Origin of the sequence: Croceibacterium sp. TMG7-5b_MA50 (genome assembly GCF_039830145.1) — a bacterium.
Taxonomy (GTDB): Bacteria; Pseudomonadota; Alphaproteobacteria; order Sphingomonadales; family Sphingomonadaceae; genus Croceibacterium.
On sequence record NZ_CP156082.1, the window covers coordinates 1190330 to 1206521 of the forward strand.

Consider the following 16192-nt stretch of genomic DNA (forward strand, 5'->3'; position numbering starts at 1 on the left):
TGCCGGCCTGTAGGACAGCGGCGTTGCGCCCGCCCAACCAGACACCCGCACCCCGGAAGTGATCGGGATGACGTGGATGGATGATGGAGGATCAGCGCTTCTTGACGATCTCGATCCCGTTCTTCTTGGCGAAGTCCCTGGTGCTCTCCTCGCTGCGGTTCAGCGATTTGGCGATGTCCTTCAGCCCCTTCCCCTTGGCGGCGAGGGTACGCAGCTGGCCCGCCTCCTCCGCCTTCCAGGGTTGCTTGTGGCGTTCGAATACTTCCTTGCCCATCAGCTATCCGCCTTTGCCTTCTTCGCCGCCGGCTTCTTGGCAGCAGCCTTCTTGGCCGGAGCCTTCTTCGCGGCGGTGGCCTTCTTCACCGGGGCTTTCTTCTTCTTGGCCGGAGCCTTGGCCGCGCGGTCGCGGATCAGGGTGATCGCCTGTTCCTCCGTCAGGTCCTCCGGCTTCACATCCTTGGGGATGGTGGCGTTGGTGGTGCCGTCGGTGACGTAGGGGCCGAAGCGGCCGGGCAGGACCTTCATCTCCGCGCCGCTGTCGGGATGCGCGCCGAATGCCTTGATCGGCTCCGCCTTGGTGCGCGCGCCACCCTTGCGATTGGCCGCTTCCGCCAGCAGGCTGACGGCGGCGTTCATGCCGGTCTCGAACACCTCGGCGGTGGAGGTCAGCCGGGCATACTTGCCGTCATGCACCAGGTAGGGACCATAGCGGCCGATACTGGCCTGGATATCCTTGCCGGTCTCCGGGTGCTGACCAACCGTGCGCGGCAGGCTGAGCAGCTTCAGCGCCCATTCCAGGTCGAAGTCGGGCAGATCCTTGGGGATGGAGGCGCGCTTCGCCTCCTTGCCCTCGCCAAGCTGGATATACGGGCCGAAGCGGCCGACCTTGCGTTCCACCGGCAGGCCCGTTTCGGGATCGTTGCCCAGTGTCTCGTCCTGCGCCTCCTCCCCATCGGCACCCGGCTGGCCAAAGCGGCGGCGGAAGGTGCATTCGGGGTAGTTGTTGCACGCGATGAAGGCGCCGAAGCGACCGCCGCGCAAGGACAGGCGACCGCCATCTCGCCCTTCGGCCACGCATTTGGGGCAGGTGCGCGGGTCGCCGCCATCGGCCTGCGGCGGGAACAGATAGTCGGACAGGAACTGGTCCAGTGCCTCCGTCACCTCGGACGGCTGGCGTTCCATGACCTCATCGCTCTTGGGCTTGAAGTCGCGCCAGAAGGCTTCCAGCACCGCCTTCCACTGGGCGCGGCCGCCGGACACGTCGTCCAGCTCCTCCTCCATCTCCGCCGTGAAGTCGTAGCCGACATAGCGGGGAAAGAAGCGTTCCAGGAACGCGGTCAGCAGGCGGCCGCTCTCCTCCGCGAAGAAGCGGTTCTTCTCCATGCGCACATAGGCCCGGTCTCGCAGCGTCTGGATGGTGCTGGCATAGGTGGACGGACGGCCGATGCCGAGCTCCTCCATCCGCTTCACCAGGCTCGCCTCGGCAAAGCGGGGCGGCGGCTGGGTGAAGTGCTGGGCGGCCTCGACCCCCTTCTTCACCGGGCTGTCGCCCTGGCGCATCAGCGGCAGCAGGCCTTCCGCCTCATCCTCGTCCTTGGCATCGCGGCCCTCCTCGTACACGGCCAGGAAGCCGGCGAACTTCACCACCTGACCGGTGGCGCGCAGCGCGTGGCGGCCGGTGGGATCGCGCAGGGTGACGCTGGTGCGTTCCAGGCTGGCGGCGGCCATCTGGCTTGCCATCGCACGCTTGAAGATGAGGTCGTACAGCCGCGCCTCGTCCCCGCTGCCGGCGCGATCCTTCACGAAGTCGGTCGGGCGGATCGCCTCGTGCGCTTCCTGCGCGTTCTTGGCCTTGGTCTGATACTGGCGCGGCTTTTCGGGCAGGTAGTGCCCGTCATAGCGGTCGGCGATGGCCTTGCGGCAGGCGCTGATCGCGCTGCCGTCCATCTGCACGCCGTCAGTCCGCATGTAGGTGATGTGGCCCGCCTCGTAGAGCGTTTGCGCCAGCCGCATCGTGTGCTGCGCGGAGAAGCCGAGCTTGCGCGCCGCCTCCTGCTGCAGGGTGCTGGTGGTGAACGGGGGCGCGGGGTTGCGCTTCAGCGGCTTGGTCTCGACCTCCTCCACCGTGAAGCGGCCCTGCTCGACCGCCGCCTTCGCGCGCTGCGCGGTGGCGCCGTCGCCGATGCTGAGGCGATCGAGCTTCTCGCCGTCGAACTGCACCAGCCGCGCCGGGAACTGTGTGCCGTCCTGTTCCAGTTGCGCGGTCACGGACCAGTATTCCTGCGCCGTGAACGCCTCGATCTCGCGTTCCCGATCGACGATCAGGCGCAGCGCGACGGACTGGACGCGGCCGGCCGACTTGGCGCCGGGCAGCTTGCGCCACAGGACCGGCGACAGGGTGAAGCCAAACAGGTAATCGAGGGCGCGGCGCGCCAGATAGGCGTCGATCAGGTCGGTATCGAGCTGGCGCGGCGCCTTCATCGCCTCCGTCACGGCCTGCTTGGTAATGGCGTTGAAGGTCACCCGCTCGACATCATCGGGCAACGCCTTGCGCTTCTTCAGCAGTTCCAGGACGTGCCAGCTGATTGCCTCCCCTTCCCGGTCGGGGTCGGTGGCGAGGATCAGGCGGTCGCTCTTCTTCGCCGCGTCGGCGATGGCCTTCACCTGATCCTTGTTGCGCTTGTCGTCATAGATCTCCCAATCCATGGCGAAGCCTTCATCCGGGCGGACGCTGCCGTCCTTGCGCGGCAGGTCGCGGACATGGCCGTAGCTGGCGAGGACGCGGAAGTCCTTCCCCAGGTAGTTCTCGATGGTCTTGGCCTTGGCCGGCGATTCGACGATAACAAGCTGCATGTGCGGGTTCAGGTAGGCTCTCTCGTGTGTACGCGCGAGGGTGGAAAGGCAGCGGGGGCGTCGTCAAGCCTCTTGCTGCGCCTGAATCGTTGCCCCGCGTGGCATCAGGCCCTATGCGCCCGCCGCCATGGAAGCCGCCACCGCCCAGCTGATCCCCCTCGCCGATCACGACCCCATCGCTGTCGAAGCCCTGCTCGACCTGGTGTTCGGGGACGACCGCTTCGGACGAACGGCCTACGCCATCCGCGAAGGAACCGATTACCTGCCGGGCCTGAGCTACGCCGCGCTGGCGCCCGATGGCACGCTGGCGGGCACGATCCAGGCGTTCCCGGTGGCGCTGACGGACGATAATGGCCGCGCGCATCCGTTGATCATGGTGGGGCCGGTGGCCGTCCACCCCGATCGTCGCGACCAGGGGTTCGGCCGGGCGTTGATGGCGGCGCAGACCAGTGCGATCGATCCGCGCGCGCCGTTGCCGCAGGTGCTGATCGGGGATCCTGGCTACTACAATCCATTCGGCTTCCACGCCGATTATACCGGCGGCTGGCGCTGCCCCGGCCCGTGGGAGGCGCACCGCCTGCTGCTGCGCGCCAGCAACCCCGCCGTGCTGCCCGCCACGGGCATGCTGGGCCCTTGGCGCGGCTGACGGGGCGTGGCAGGGATCGTGGCGTGACCGGCGCCGACGATCTCCTGCACCATGCCTCCCGCCCGCTGCCGCCGGTGGATCGGTGGCAGCCGGAGCAGAGCATCGACAGCCAGATGCGCATCGATGCTGCGGGGCGCTGGTTCTACCAGGGGTCGCCGATCGCACGTCCTGCGATGGTGCGGGCATTCTCCACGCTGCTGCTGCGTGACGGGGACGGCCAGCACTGGCTGATGACCCCGCAGTGCCGGCAGTCGATCGCGGTGGAGGATGCAGCCTTCGTCGCGGTGGATGTTACGCGGGAGGGGGAACGACTGATGTTCCGCCTGGCCACAGGTGAGACCGTCGCCGCCGGGCCGGACCATCCGTTGCGCGCCGCCGGGACCGAGGATGCGCCGGCGCTTTACCTTGCCGTCCGGCATGGGTGCGAGGCGCGTCTGGACCGGTCGACCTGGCTGCAATTGGCCGACTTGGCGGAGCAGGCGACGGACGGCAGCTTCCATGTCACGAGCGACGGCATGCGGTTCGCGCTGTCCCCCGCTTGACCCTGTTCGACCGCCTCACCGCCCTGTTCGACGAAGGGCACGGGCTGACCCTGCCCGGTCTCGCCAGCGATGCCGACCTCGCGCCCGCAGAGTTGCGCCCGGCCGCGGTGCTGATCGCGGTGACCGAACGGGCCGAGCCCGGCGTGCTGCTGATCCATCGCCCGCGCACCATGCGCGCCCATGCCGGACAGGTTGCCTTCCCCGGCGGCAAGATCGATGCGGGCGAGAGCGCGACACAGGCCGCCTTGCGCGAGGCAGAGGAAGAGCTGGGCATCACGCCCGCAGCCGTGCGGCTGATCGGGGCGAGCGACCGCTTCGTGACGGCGACCGGCTATGACGTGACGCCGGTGCTCGCGACCGTGCCCGCCGACCTGCCGCTGCGGCCCAACCCGGCAGAGGTCAGCGCGTGGTTCGAGGCGCCGCTGCGTTTCCTGCTCGACCCCGCGAACCACGTGCAGCGCACCGGCGAGTGGCTGGGGCAGCGGCGCCAATATCTGGAGATCACGTGGCAGGATCATCGCATCTGGGGGATCACCGCCGCGATCCTGTCCAACCTGTCGCGTCGCCTGCGCTGGCAGACGCTGTTCGACGGGGAAGTGCCATGACCCGCCTGCCCCCGGTCCCGTGGACCGCGCGCGCCGACCTGGCGGAGCTGGTGGCGGCCCTCGGCCCCGGCAATCTGCGCTGGGTCGGCGGAGCGGTGCGCGACACGCTGCTGGGCCAGCCGGTGAAGGATGTGGATGCCGCGACCCCGCTGTTGCCGGAGGAGGTGCAGCACCGGCTGGCCGCGACAGGCCTGCGTTCGGTGCCCACGGGAATCGCGCACGGCACGATCACTGCGGTGCTGGCGGAGGGCCCGGTGGAGGTGACCACCCTGCGGCGCGACGTCGCCACTGATGGCCGCCACGCGACCGTAGCTTTCGCGACCGAGTGGCGCGACGATGCGGCGCGGCGCGATTTCACCATCAATGCCCTTTACGCCGATCCCGTGACGCTGGAGATCAGCGACTATTTCGGCGGTCTGGCCGACCTCGCCGACAGGCGTGTGCGCTTCATCGGTGATCCGGCGGAACGCATCCGCGAAGATCACCTGCGGATCCTGCGCTACTACCGCTTCCAGGCGCGTTTCGGGGCCGAGCTGGACCCGGCGGCCGAAGCGGCCTGCGCCGAGCTTGCCCCCACGCTGAAGGGCCTCAGCCGGGAGCGGGTCGCGGCCGAGCTGCTGAACCTGCTGGGCCTGTCCGATCCGGCATCGACGGTGGCCCGCATGGACAAGGCCGGCGTGCTGCCGATCGCGCTGCCCGAACGTACGCCAGACGGCATCTCCTTGCTGTCACAGGTTATCGCGTGGGAGCAGGCCCACGCCATCGCGCCCGATCCGCTACGGCGCCTTGCAGCCCTGCTGCCAGCGGATGTGCGGCTGGCCGACGGAGCGGCAGCGCGGCTCCGACTGTCCACGGCGCAACGCAAGCGGCTGTCGAAGGCGGCGGGACGCGGCGGCGACGATGCGATGGATGCGCGGGCATTGGCTTACCGGCTGGGCATGGCGGAGGCACTCGACCAGATGGCTCTCACCGGCGGCGACCCGGCGCCGATTGTCGGGTGGACGGTGCCTGCCTTCCCGCTGAAGGGCGGCGCGATCATCGCGCGCGGGATACAGGCCGGTCCGGACGTCGCCCGGATATTGCGGATGGCGGAGGATCGCTGGGTCGCGGAAGGCTTCCCCGACGCGGGTCGCGCAACACAATTGCTGGAAGCAAGCATCGCGGACGCGAAGATCGCGTGAAATGCTGCAACGCAACCAACTCATCCGATCTGAGTAACAGCTGGACGATAATGATTGGGCATATCGGCCCTTCATGCATTCTTTGACCGCAACGGGCTTTTCATGCGCAGCCGCGGCACCAGCCGGCGGCCGGTGCATTCAGACCCGTGACCCGCATTGCCGCTGTTGCCGGCGGCGGCAGGTAAACGTTCAGATGGAGTAGATTTTATGAACTTCAGGACCATTGCGATCGCCGCGGCTCTCGCCGGCAGCACGGCCCTTGCCCCCGCCGCCATGGCGCAGGCCACCGCACCCGCCGCCGGTGCCCCCGCGGCTGGTGCCACCGCCAGCACCGGTGTGACTGTCGGCGCGACCGTGTACGGACCGGACAGCACTGCCGTGGGCACCGTGGAAAAGGTTGAAGGCACCAATGTGGTCGTCAACACCGGCACGATGACCGCCACCCTGCCGTCCAGCGTGTTCGGCGCCAGCGAGAAGGGCCCGACGATCGGCTGGAACAAGGCTGACCTGGAGGCCGCGATCTCGGCCGAGACGCAGAAGACCGCCGCCGCGCTCGACACCAAGCTGATTGCCGGTGCCCAGCTGTTCACCGTCGACAATGTCGCGGTCGGCACCATCACCGAGGTGAAGCCTGACGGCATGGTCGTGGTCGACCACACCACCGCCGGCCCGATCCAGTTGCCCAAGGATCAAATGACGATTCAGGGTGAGAACCTGACCTTCTTGGCCACCGCGGCCGATCTGAACGCCGCCGTGTCGGCGCAGGCCGGCGCCGCTTCGACTGCGGCCACGCCGGCCACGGACGCGGTTAGCTGATCCAGCCAAGAGGCTGAGCAAGCGAGGGGCCGGGTCACCGAAGGGTGGCCCGGCCCTTCTCGCATCCGGGCAGCCGATCCGGCGCAAAGCGGTTGCCGACAGGGGCGGGCCGGCTATCGTGCATGAATCTGCAACTTCCCGGCGTCTCCACCACATGCCAGATCGTCAAGTTACCGCCGGCACGATTGATCGGGTGATCGACAGCCACGTTCACCTATGGTCGCTCGGCAGCGAGTTCCACCAATGGCCCGAAGCTGATCTGCCGGCGATCCATCAGGATTTCAACGAGGCTTCGCTGGTTGACCTGCCGGACGAAGTCGGCGCCGTGATCCTGGTTCAGGCACAGCCGGATATCCGCGAAACGGAGTGGCTGCTCTCGCTGGCAGAGCCGAACCCGCTGGTCGCCGGCGTGGTCGGCTGGCTGCCGCATGATCCGGCGGAGGCCGCCGGCCATGTGCGCCAGGTGGCTGATCGGCCCAAGCTGGTGGGGTTCCGGCCCATGCTGCAGAACCTGCCCGACATCAACTGGCTGCTGGATGCCGCAATGGAGCCGGTGATTGCGGTCATGACCGAGCGCTCGCTCCGCTTCGATGCCCTGGTCCGCCCTACCCAGCTTGGCACGCTGCACAGCTTCGCACGCGCTTTTCCCGGACTCCGGATCGTGATCGACCATGGTGCCAAGCCGGTGCTGGATGGGTCCACGCTTGATGGATGGCGCGAGGGGATGGCCCGGCTCGCCGACCTGCCCAACGTCTGGTGCAAGCTGTCGGGTCTCAGGACCGAGCAGCCGACAGGTGCCGCCGAAAGCGACCTGTTGCCCGTCATCGAGCATCTGCTCCGCCTGTTCCCCGGACGGCTGATGTGGGGCAGCGACTGGCCGGTCCTGCGCCTGGTCGGCGACGACTACCCGGACTGGCTGCATTTCGCGCACCGCGCCGTCACGAGCATGGCGCCGGCGCAGGTGCGCAGCATCTTCGCCGATGCGGCTGCGGCGTTCTACGGGGTGAACCGCGCTCCCGACTGAGAGCGCGTTAAACCCCTTCGTCGATTGTGGCGGCGAGCAGCCCGATCACCACCTCGTTCGCGCGCGCCCGCACGGTCAGCGATTGCAGCGTCCGTTGCGAGTCGAGCGGCAGCCCCAGCACCGTGGCGGAGCCGCCCGGGATGCGCCGCTCCGGCCCGGTGCCGCCATCCGCACCGCCGGCCTGCCGCACCTTCGCTGTTGCCAGATCCACGCGCAAAGGGCGCGGACCGGGGATGCGGAACTGGTAATCGTCAGCCAGGTAGTCACGCTCGATCGGCCACCACGTCGTCGGATTGTGCAGCGCCAGGCGGGTGGTCGTGCCGTCAGTGTAGGTGACGATCACCTCGCCATTGTCGATCCGGCTCTGCATCGCGTTCGTGGTGCCGGCCACCAGCAGGCGCAGGAACGCGCCCTTGCCGGACAGCGGCACCGTGGCCTCGTCCGGGTAGTTCTCCCACTTCGACACGAACAGCGCGTTGTGCCCTTCCGCGGGGGTGCGGAAGCGCCCGCCGTCGGGCAAGGTCAGCCAGCCATCCCCGGCCTGCGCCGCTGTGCGCAGGCCAGCATCGTCGATCTCCGCCGTGGCCTTCACATGGCCCGCCCATGCGCCGAGCCCCTGCGACGGCAGCGCCAGCGAGGTGAATGGGGAGCGCGGGGCGACATACTTGCCGGGCGCGAAGATCGCCTCGATCCCGTCATTGAAGGTCAGGTCCACCGCACGCTGCCGACCGACCGGCGCGCGGTCCGTCACTTGGGGCGGAACCTCCGCCTGCGGCGCCTCGCCCGTCGGCTGCCACCAGCGCATCGCGCCCTGCTGCCGCTCCACGAAGGTCGTGCCGGAGCCTGCGCCGGTCACCACCGGCCTTCCGCCCCAGCGAACGACGATCTCCGCCTGATGACCAAACGGTGCCTCGATCAGGATCGCAGGGCCGCCCACAGCCTCCGCATCGACCTGCCACCGGGCCGGCTGTCCGTCGACCGTCACCGCCGCGACATCGTCCATCGGGGCGCCGAGCCGGAGCTGCACCATGGCGAAGCGATCGGCGGGCTGGCGCACCGTCCAGCGTTCGGTCGCGCCGTCGCGCCGGAAGGAAAGGCTGACATCGGGATGGTCGAGCGCCGCGTGATCCCACGCGGCCGGCAGGCCGGGCGCGACCTCCAACCGGCGAGCCAGCGCGTCAGGGCGCACGCCGAACAGGCCCTCCACCATCGCCCGCGAGGTGACGCCCGAACCGTCCGCGAAGTCGCGCTGCGCCTCCCGCCGGTGGACGTCGAGGTAGTTCATGGAGCCTACATTGCCGGGGCTTATGCCCATATACATGCTGGCGAGCAGCGCGCCCTTGGCCAGCGTCACCGCCTCCTCCGCCCGGCCGGCCTGCCACAGGGCAAGGGCTGTGTGCAGGTTCTCCCCCATCACCACATTGTTGACCGACCAGGTGTAGGGCATCCAGTCGCTGCTGGCATAGACGCCGTATGGGCGGTCATCGGGCACACCGGCGCCATGGACCGGCAGGCGCGGCATCGTGCGGCCCAGCGCATCGGCCATCCGCCATGCCTCCTGGCGGTCGGGCACGCCGCTGTCGACGGTGTGGTAGAAGCTCCACAGGCCGGCACTGGGGTGCAGCATGCCTTCACCCAGCCAGTCGCGGTATTCGGCGAAGACGCCCTGCCCCGGCATCCACAACTGCGCGCGCATGGCGCGGCCGATCGCTTCTGCCTCGGCCTCGTAGGCGGTCGGGTCCTCGCCGAGCGCGCGGGCGATGCGTGCCGCCTCACGATTGTGGAACAGGTTGTAGGCGGAGGCATAGGCGACGCCCCCGCCATTGTAGCCGATGTCGTCGCTGGCCCAGATCTGCGCATACGCCTCGTACAGCGGCAGTCCCTCTGGGCCGAACGGGCGCCGGAACAGCCGCTTCTCCCACGCAAGGTGCCGCTGGATCGCCGGCCATGCCTCGCGCGCGAAGTCGAGATCGCCGGTCCACGCAAGATGGCGGAACAGCGCGTCGATGAAGACGGCGTTCATGTCATAATGCGAGTTCGAGAAGTCGCCGTTGGAATGCAGCGCCGCCTCGCTGCGGGCGAGGTTACTGTCAGCGTCGGCGGGCGGGGTGCTGTCGGGCACCGGATCGGTGTTCTGCCGCGGCAGCCAGGCGCGGAAATTGGCGCGCGCTCGGTCATGCCAGCCCAGCGCGTCCAGCGCGTAGGGACCGCGCCAGCCGAGCAGCTTGGTGCGCCAGGCGACAGCGCCATGCATGATCGCCTGCTGCGGCCCGTCCCACACCGCATCCGCCGCCACGTTGAGCGAGGCTACCGCGGCATTCAACCAGGGATCGGGCGTGGTGATGCGGACCTGCCCGCGCAGATCGGCGAAGTGCCGGCGCGCGGCGGCGAACTTGGCCGGCAAATCGGCGGCGGCGAAGGCATCCGCCAGCGGCGGGCGCGGCGGCGGCGCACGGCGATCGGCGCTGACCGCGGAATAGGTGGCGAGGTCGGCGCCCGATGCCGGGGCATAGCCGGTGCGCTGGAGGAGGAGGAACGCGCCTTCACCTGCCAGGGCCAGCGTGCCGGTGACGACCGGCCGCTGAACCGCGGCGTCGGCAGGGGTGAACAGCGTGGCCGCATCCTGCCAGCCCGCGCCATCCACGATCCCCTGTGTCGTCCCGTTCAGCACCGTTCCGGTGATGGTCCCGGGCTTCCCCGCCAGGGTGAAGCTGTCGCGCGACAGGGTGGCGATGTTGCCGTCGGCAAATTCGGGCTGGAACCCAAACCATTGGCTGATCGGCACGCGTTCGGTGCCGATATCCCCATCCCGCGTGCCGCGCTGCCCGCTGACGCCACCAAACGCCCAGTCGAGTGCGATGCCGCCGGCGATGCCCTCCCCTTTCGCGCTGATGGCGAGACCTTCAGTCTCCGCCAAGGCGACAGCGATCAAAGTGATGGTGCCGGACCCGAGGCGCGGATCAGTGATGCTATATTCCAGCTCACCCGGACGATAGCGGGTGGTGATGGCGGCTGCATCGTGCAGCCAGAAGCGGGTGCCGTCCGCCAGCCGCACGGCAAAGCGCAAATTGCCGCCGCGGCCAGGCAGGTAGAGCACGAACTCGGGCAAGTCCCCGCCATCGACACGGAAGGCAGTGTTGCCGCCATAAAGCGGCCGGTTGTAGCGTTCGGTGCCGTTCTCGATCCGGAAGGCGTCGCCATCAGGCGTGTAGCGGACCGGGCGCGCCAGTTCGCCTTCAAGGTTGGGCTGCACGCCTTCGGTGGCGACCAGCGTCTGGGCCGAGACGACGGGAGCCAGCATGACCGACAGGGCGAACGAGGCCGCCGCTTGCTTCCACAACAGGATAATCAGACTCCGTCAGATAAAGAAAGCCCGGCCTCGCACGAATGCGAGGTCCGGGCCAGTCAAACCTCCGGTGGGGCTTCAGAGGTCAGCGATAATACCGAAATAGAAGGTGCGGCCGACGAACACCTCGTCGAACATGTAGGGCGTGCCACCACCGATCACGCGGAACTCGTCCGGCGTGTACTTGCCGATCGAGGTGTTGAGCAAGTTCTTGCCTTCGACGAACAGTTGCAGCTTGGGGAAGAGCTGATACGAGGCCCGCGCATCGAGGTTCTCCGTACCCGTCTTGTAGACTGGGGGCACCGTCTTGAAGTAGTTGGCAACGGTGCTGCCATCCAAGCCAGCGCTGGCCGGGATGCGGTTTTCCGCATCAGGATCGGTCCGGTCGTAGAACATGTCGCGCCGTTGATAGGCGATACGGGCGTTCAGCTTGCCATCGTCGTACCACAGGTTGACGTTGTAATAGTACTTGGACTGCGACCGCGGTGGCAGCGCGATGCCGGTGAACAGGTCGACCTCCGTGGTCTCCTCGTTCGACTCGGTGTAGGAATAGTTGAAGCCGCCGCCCAGATATTGCAGCGGGCCCGGCAGGAAGGTGAACGCCGTGCGCCCGGCGATCTCGAACCCGCGCTGGGTCAGTCCACCGGGGCCATCGCGGTAGGTGTCCACGGCATAATCATCGCTACCCAGCGTGTAGCCATCGGTGGAGAAGCCTTCCGGTCGGCCGGTCTTCACGGCGATCTGGTAGATAGCGCCGGTCAACTGCGTATCCGCATTGGGATACCATTCCAGCGATAGGTTCTGCGTGGTGGCACCGTAACCGGCCAGTTCGGGATTGCCGATCCGGCCGGAGCAGCGATTGATGAAAGCGGCGAGCAAGCCTTCCGCGGCCCCATCGTCATCCGTGTCAGGATTGTCATCCTGAATCCGGTTTGGGTACTGCGCGTTGAACGCTGCCAGTTGGTCGTACAGGCCAGCGGGCACCGTCGCGCAGTTGGCAACGGTGGCCCCGGTCAGTTCGGCAAGGCTGGGGCGGGCACGCTGCTTGGCAATGGAATAGCGCAGGCCCAGAATGTCCTCGACCGGCCATGCCGCCAGGTTGAAGCTGGGCAGCCAATCCTCGCTGGTGCGCTTGATCTCCCCAACATCGCGCCGCAACAGCTGCGTGCCGACTACATAGCTTGGCAGCCCGTCGGCCTCGGTGATCAGCGTCGCGGTACGATTGGAGAAGTCGATCACCGGCGCGGCATCGACCTTGATCCGCTGGTACCGGACGCCGACATTGCCTTCGAACAGCACGCCGAAGGGGCGGACGGCGAAATCCGCCATGATGTAGGCGGACGAGGTTATCTCGTCCGTGTGGTAGGGGGGACGTTCGTAGACATTGCCGTCGGATGCGATGCATTCGTACAGGCAATCGAGGTTCCAGTCGCTGAGATCGGCCACCTTGCCCAGCTCGCGGGCGAAGACCTGGGTGTCGATGGTGCCCCAGTTAATCGTGCCGTCGTCACGGCCGGCCCCCGGCAGCTTCATTACCGACGCATTCAGGATCTGCTGGTACTGCTCTACCGTGATGGTGTGCAGTTTGTACAACCGGTCCGCGGTGGTGTTGAAGTTGGCGGGCGTGATCGCACGCGGGACCGAACCAAATACGCAGGGGTTACCCGCCGCGGCGGCCCGAACCGGGTCGCAGGCGCGGATCTGGTCCAGGCTGCGGGCGCGGGACAGCACGGTACCCGGCGTGATGATGTAACCGCTTTCGTTGAAGGTATCATTTTTGCGGATGCGGTGTTGCGCACCCATCTTGATCCGAGTCAGCGGCCCGAAATCATAGAAATCATGCTCGCCATCGAGCTGGAAGTTCCACTCGCTGTCCCGGTTCGCCGCCGGAATGACGTCGATTTGCGGGTTGGAGCTGTAGCCGGTGGCGCCGATCACCGGATAATACGTCGCCGGGTCATACTGATCGATGCCGGGGGTATCGACGGTCCACAGGCCGGTATCCGGCTGCAAGGCGAAGCTGGCCCGTTCCAGCGGCGCAAAGGCGCTGATGGCGATATCCTGCCGCTCGAACTTGGACAGGCTGTACTGGACGCGCCCCTTGATGGTCCACGGGCCGGAATCGAAATCCACGCCGCCCTGAGTGTAATATTGCTGGACGTCCCGCCGGATATCGCGATTTTGCGTGGTCATCTGCAGGTTGGTGACATAGCCCGGAACGGTCGTGGCGAGGCCCGCCGGCCGGTTGATCATGTCGTACGAGGTTACGAAATGGTTCTCGTTCACGACCACGTTGCCGATATTGGACGTGGCGAGTTGCCCGGCGGCGTTGGTGGTGCCGACAGGAATGGCAACGCTGTAGTTATAGTCCTGCGAGTTCACCTTCCGGATGTTCGGATTGTACGACACGAAGGCGATCAGATCGTCATTCACCTCCCAGTCGAGGCGTGCCTGCACGGAGAACCGTTCCTCCCCACGGATCTGGCGACCGGGGCGGACGTATGACGGGACGAAATCCTCCCACTGGGCATAGCAGTTTAGACGGCTGTTGATCCCGGTGGTGGGCAGCGCGGCGCAGCCCGACTTCTGCGTGACAGCGGCAGCGGCAGGATCGAAGGGCGTAGTGAAGCTCTTCTCCGGCGAATTGTCGAGGTCGCCCAGCGGGATATAGCCCTGCTGCGCACGCGAGACGCGCGAGTAATCGGTGCCGATCGACTGCTTTTCGTAAGTGCCGTTGATGATGAAGCCGACACGATCGTCGAAGAACTTCTGGGTGGCGATGGCGTTGATGCGCGGATTAATGTCCTCGCTCAGCGTCTGATACGCAGCTTGTGCATTGAGACGATACAGCGGTTCGTTGAAATCGAGGCCTGAACGCTGCTCGATCCGCACGGTACCGCCGACCCCGCCCGGCGTCATGTCGGCGGTCTGGCCCTTGATGACGTCCACGCTCTTGATGAGGTCGGATGACAACTCGCCGATCGTCGCAGCGCGACCACCCGTGCCGCCGCCAGAAGGCAGGGTGGTCATGCCGTCGACCTCGATACGGATCAGGTCAGCCGACTGGCCGCGGATGGTGAAGCCGCCCTGTTCGCCGGAATCGCCCACGTCCAGCGCGACGCCGGCAATGCGGCTGATCGCTTCCGCCGCGTTCTTGTCGGGGAACTGGCCGACATCGTCCGCCACGATCGAGTCCTGCGCGGTGCGCGCGGTGCGCTTGCGGGCGATGGCGGACTGTTCCGCCTGGCGGACGCCGGTGACGAGGATCTCGTTCCCGTCGCCTTCGGCCGTCACGCTGCCGGGCGCGTTGATCGACTCATTGTTGGGCACGGTGCTGTTGGCGACCCCCGGCCCCGCCTCCGCCGAGGTCTGCGCCGTCGGCGTGCTGCCGCCGGTTGGCGGAACCGCCTGGTTGCTCACCCGCTCCCCATTGACCACGGGCAGTGAGGAAGGCTGCTGCTGCGTCGGCGCCGGAGCGGGTTGTTGCGCGGCCTGCGCGTAGACCTGCGGACCTGATCCGGTCGCGACCGCCAGTGCGATCAGCGAAATGCCGGAACGAGATACAATACCCCTGAAAACCCCATGCGCCATCGGCGTCCTCACCCCTGTTTGCCGGCCGGCTATTGCCCGGTTCCGGTGGTTGTCGGCGCGGTGAGCCCATCTGCCCGTATCAGCGCCGGCGATGGCAACCGGTGTCATGACGAGCATGACCGATCCCCTTCGCAGCCCTGACGCTACTACATTCGCAGACGAATGGAAGCGGAAATTATCACCAGTGGAAAAGACTTTCATCTACGGACTGGCGGGAATATTATCTCCCGAGAAGATGGTGGTGACCGGTCGAGGTCGCCTGACGGGAGATAGGACATGAGAATCGCAGCCATATCGATCTTGCTGGCGTCGGCGACGATGACGGTGCCGCTGGCTGCCAAGGTGATCGGCACCAACGTGCCGGCGACGGAACTGTCGGCAGAACGGATCGCCGAACTGCCGGCGGGCGAGCGCGCGGAATGGCAGGCCTATCTCGAACGCTCCCAGCGGCAGCTTGCGGCGGACCGGGCATCGCTGGTCGCCGAACTGCCTGCGGGTGCCACCCCGCCCCCCGCGCCGGAGCCGTATGGTGCGGGCCCGAAATCGATGCCGATGGACCGCGAGACTGCCTGGTATGCGGGGGACGAGGCCCGGCGGATCGCCGATACGGTGGTCAGTTTCCAGACGCCAGCCGGCGGGTGGAGCAAGAACCAGAACCGCGCCGGTCCGCCGCGTCTGCCCGGACAGCGCTACAGCGCCAGTGCCGGTTCGGCCACGAGCAACCCGGGTAATTTCGACGAGCCGGTCGACCGCAACTGGACCTATGTCGGCACGCTAGACAACGGGGCCACCACGGCGGAGATGCGGTACCTGGCCAAGGTCGCGGCAGCGGTGCCGGGCGCGACGGGCGAGCCGTACCGGAACAGTTTCGTGCAGGGTGTGCGCTACCTGCTGGCCGCGCAGTACCCGAACGGGGGCTGGCCGCAGGTCTGGCCGCTGCAGGGCGGCTACCACGACGGGATCACCTTCAACGACAATGCTGTGGCGCAGGCGGCCATGTTGCTGGACGAGGTGGCGCGCGATCCGCAATTCGCCTTCGTGCCGACGGAGCTGCGCACGCAGGCGGCCGGGGCGGTGGAGCGCGGGATGGCCGCGATCCTGGCCGCACAGGTGCGGGTCGACGGCAAGCTGACCGGCTGGCCGCAACAGGTCGATGCCCTGACCATGGCACCGATGTCGGCCCGCAATTACGAGATGCGCTCCATCGCCGCGGGGGAGACCACTGATGTGGTCATGTTCCTGATGAACCAGCCCGACCCCTCGCCGGAGGTGCGCGCGGCGGTGGATGGCGCGATCGCATGGCTGCGCGACAAGGCTGTGAATGATGTCGCCTTCACGCGGGTTGAGGGTGAGGGGCGCAAGCTGATCCCGCAGCCCGGCGCCGGCCCGCTATGGTCGCGCAATTACGACATCGTCACCGGGCAGCCGATCTTCGGCGACCGCGACAAGTCGATCCACGACGACGTCAACGGCATTTCCGAAGGGCGACGCAATGGATACGCCTGGTGGGTCGGCCAGCCGGCCGAGGCGCTGGCCGCCTACCCCGCATGGCAGCAGCGGGTTGGCGTAGCGAACGGCGGCTGACCAG

General features: G+C 67.4%; 11 protein-coding genes. 7 read left to right on the forward strand and 4 right to left on the reverse strand.

Translation table 11 applies throughout. The annotated features are described in order from the left end of the window. Positions 1 to 91 precede the first annotated feature (91 nt). Together V5740_RS05900 and topA are read right to left on the reverse strand one after the other, a co-directional pair. Positions 92 to 274 carry a hypothetical protein gene (locus tag V5740_RS05900; protein WP_347304141.1) on the reverse strand — a complete coding sequence of 61 codons (183 nt, stop codon included), beginning with the start codon at positions 272 to 274 and terminating at the stop codon, positions 92 to 94. Next, positions 274 to 2853: a type I DNA topoisomerase gene (gene topA, locus V5740_RS05905; protein ID WP_347304142.1), complete on the reverse strand. Its 2580-nt coding sequence runs from the start codon at positions 2851 to 2853 to the stop codon at positions 274 to 276. Before topA ends, V5740_RS05900 begins: the two co-directional genes overlap by 1 nt. A gap of 127 nt (positions 2854 to 2980) precedes the next feature. On the opposite strand from topA, the gene V5740_RS05910 reads away from it, so the two are divergent. The 6 genes from V5740_RS05910 (at position 2981) to V5740_RS05935 (ending at position 7667) form a co-directional block, all read left to right on the forward strand. Next, a complete protein-coding gene (locus V5740_RS05910; RefSeq protein ID WP_347304143.1) occupies positions 2981 to 3499 on the forward strand; it encodes an N-acetyltransferase in 519 nt (172 codons plus the stop codon). Positions 3500 to 3522: 23 nt separating this feature from the next. Continuing rightward, on the forward strand, positions 3523 to 4041 hold the full coding sequence (locus tag V5740_RS05915; RefSeq protein ID WP_347304144.1) for a DUF1285 domain-containing protein: 519 nt from the start codon (positions 3523 to 3525) through the stop codon (positions 4039 to 4041). Continuing rightward, a complete protein-coding gene (locus V5740_RS05920; RefSeq protein ID WP_347304145.1) occupies positions 4038 to 4646 on the forward strand; it encodes a CoA pyrophosphatase in 609 nt (202 codons plus the stop codon). The genes V5740_RS05915 and V5740_RS05920 overlap by 4 nt, the downstream gene beginning before the upstream one ends. Beyond that, entirely contained in the window at positions 4643 to 5827 is a 1185-nt protein-coding gene (locus V5740_RS05925; protein WP_347304146.1) for a CCA tRNA nucleotidyltransferase, read from the forward strand. Before V5740_RS05920 ends, V5740_RS05925 begins: the two co-directional genes overlap by 4 nt. Positions 5828 to 6034: 207 nt before the next feature. Beyond that, positions 6035 to 6643, forward strand: coding sequence for a hypothetical protein (locus tag V5740_RS05930; RefSeq protein ID WP_347304147.1), 609 nt, complete (start codon positions 6035 to 6037; stop codon positions 6641 to 6643). Between the two features lie 154 nt (positions 6644 to 6797). Then, entirely contained in the window at positions 6798 to 7667 is an 870-nt protein-coding gene (locus tag V5740_RS05935) for an amidohydrolase family protein (RefSeq protein WP_347304148.1), read from the forward strand. Between the two features lie 7 nt (positions 7668 to 7674). On the opposite strand, the gene V5740_RS05940 is transcribed toward V5740_RS05935, so the two are convergent. Together V5740_RS05940 and V5740_RS05945 are read right to left on the reverse strand one after the other, a co-directional pair. Beyond that, positions 7675 to 10968 (reverse strand): DUF4450 domain-containing protein, encoded by a 3294-nt coding sequence (locus tag V5740_RS05940; RefSeq protein ID WP_347304149.1) that lies wholly within the window; start codon positions 10966 to 10968, stop codon positions 7675 to 7677. Between the two features lie 123 nt (positions 10969 to 11091). Continuing rightward, positions 11092 to 14604, reverse strand: a complete 3513-nt coding sequence (locus V5740_RS05945; RefSeq protein WP_347304150.1) for a TonB-dependent receptor — start codon at positions 14602 to 14604, stop codon at positions 11092 to 11094. Between the two features lie 276 nt (positions 14605 to 14880). On the opposite strand from V5740_RS05945, the gene pelA reads away from it, so the two are divergent. Beyond that, positions 14881 to 16188: a pectate lyase gene (gene pelA, locus V5740_RS05950; RefSeq protein WP_347304151.1), complete on the forward strand. Its 1308-nt coding sequence runs from the start codon at positions 14881 to 14883 to the stop codon at positions 16186 to 16188. Positions 16189 to 16192 lie beyond the last annotated feature (4 nt).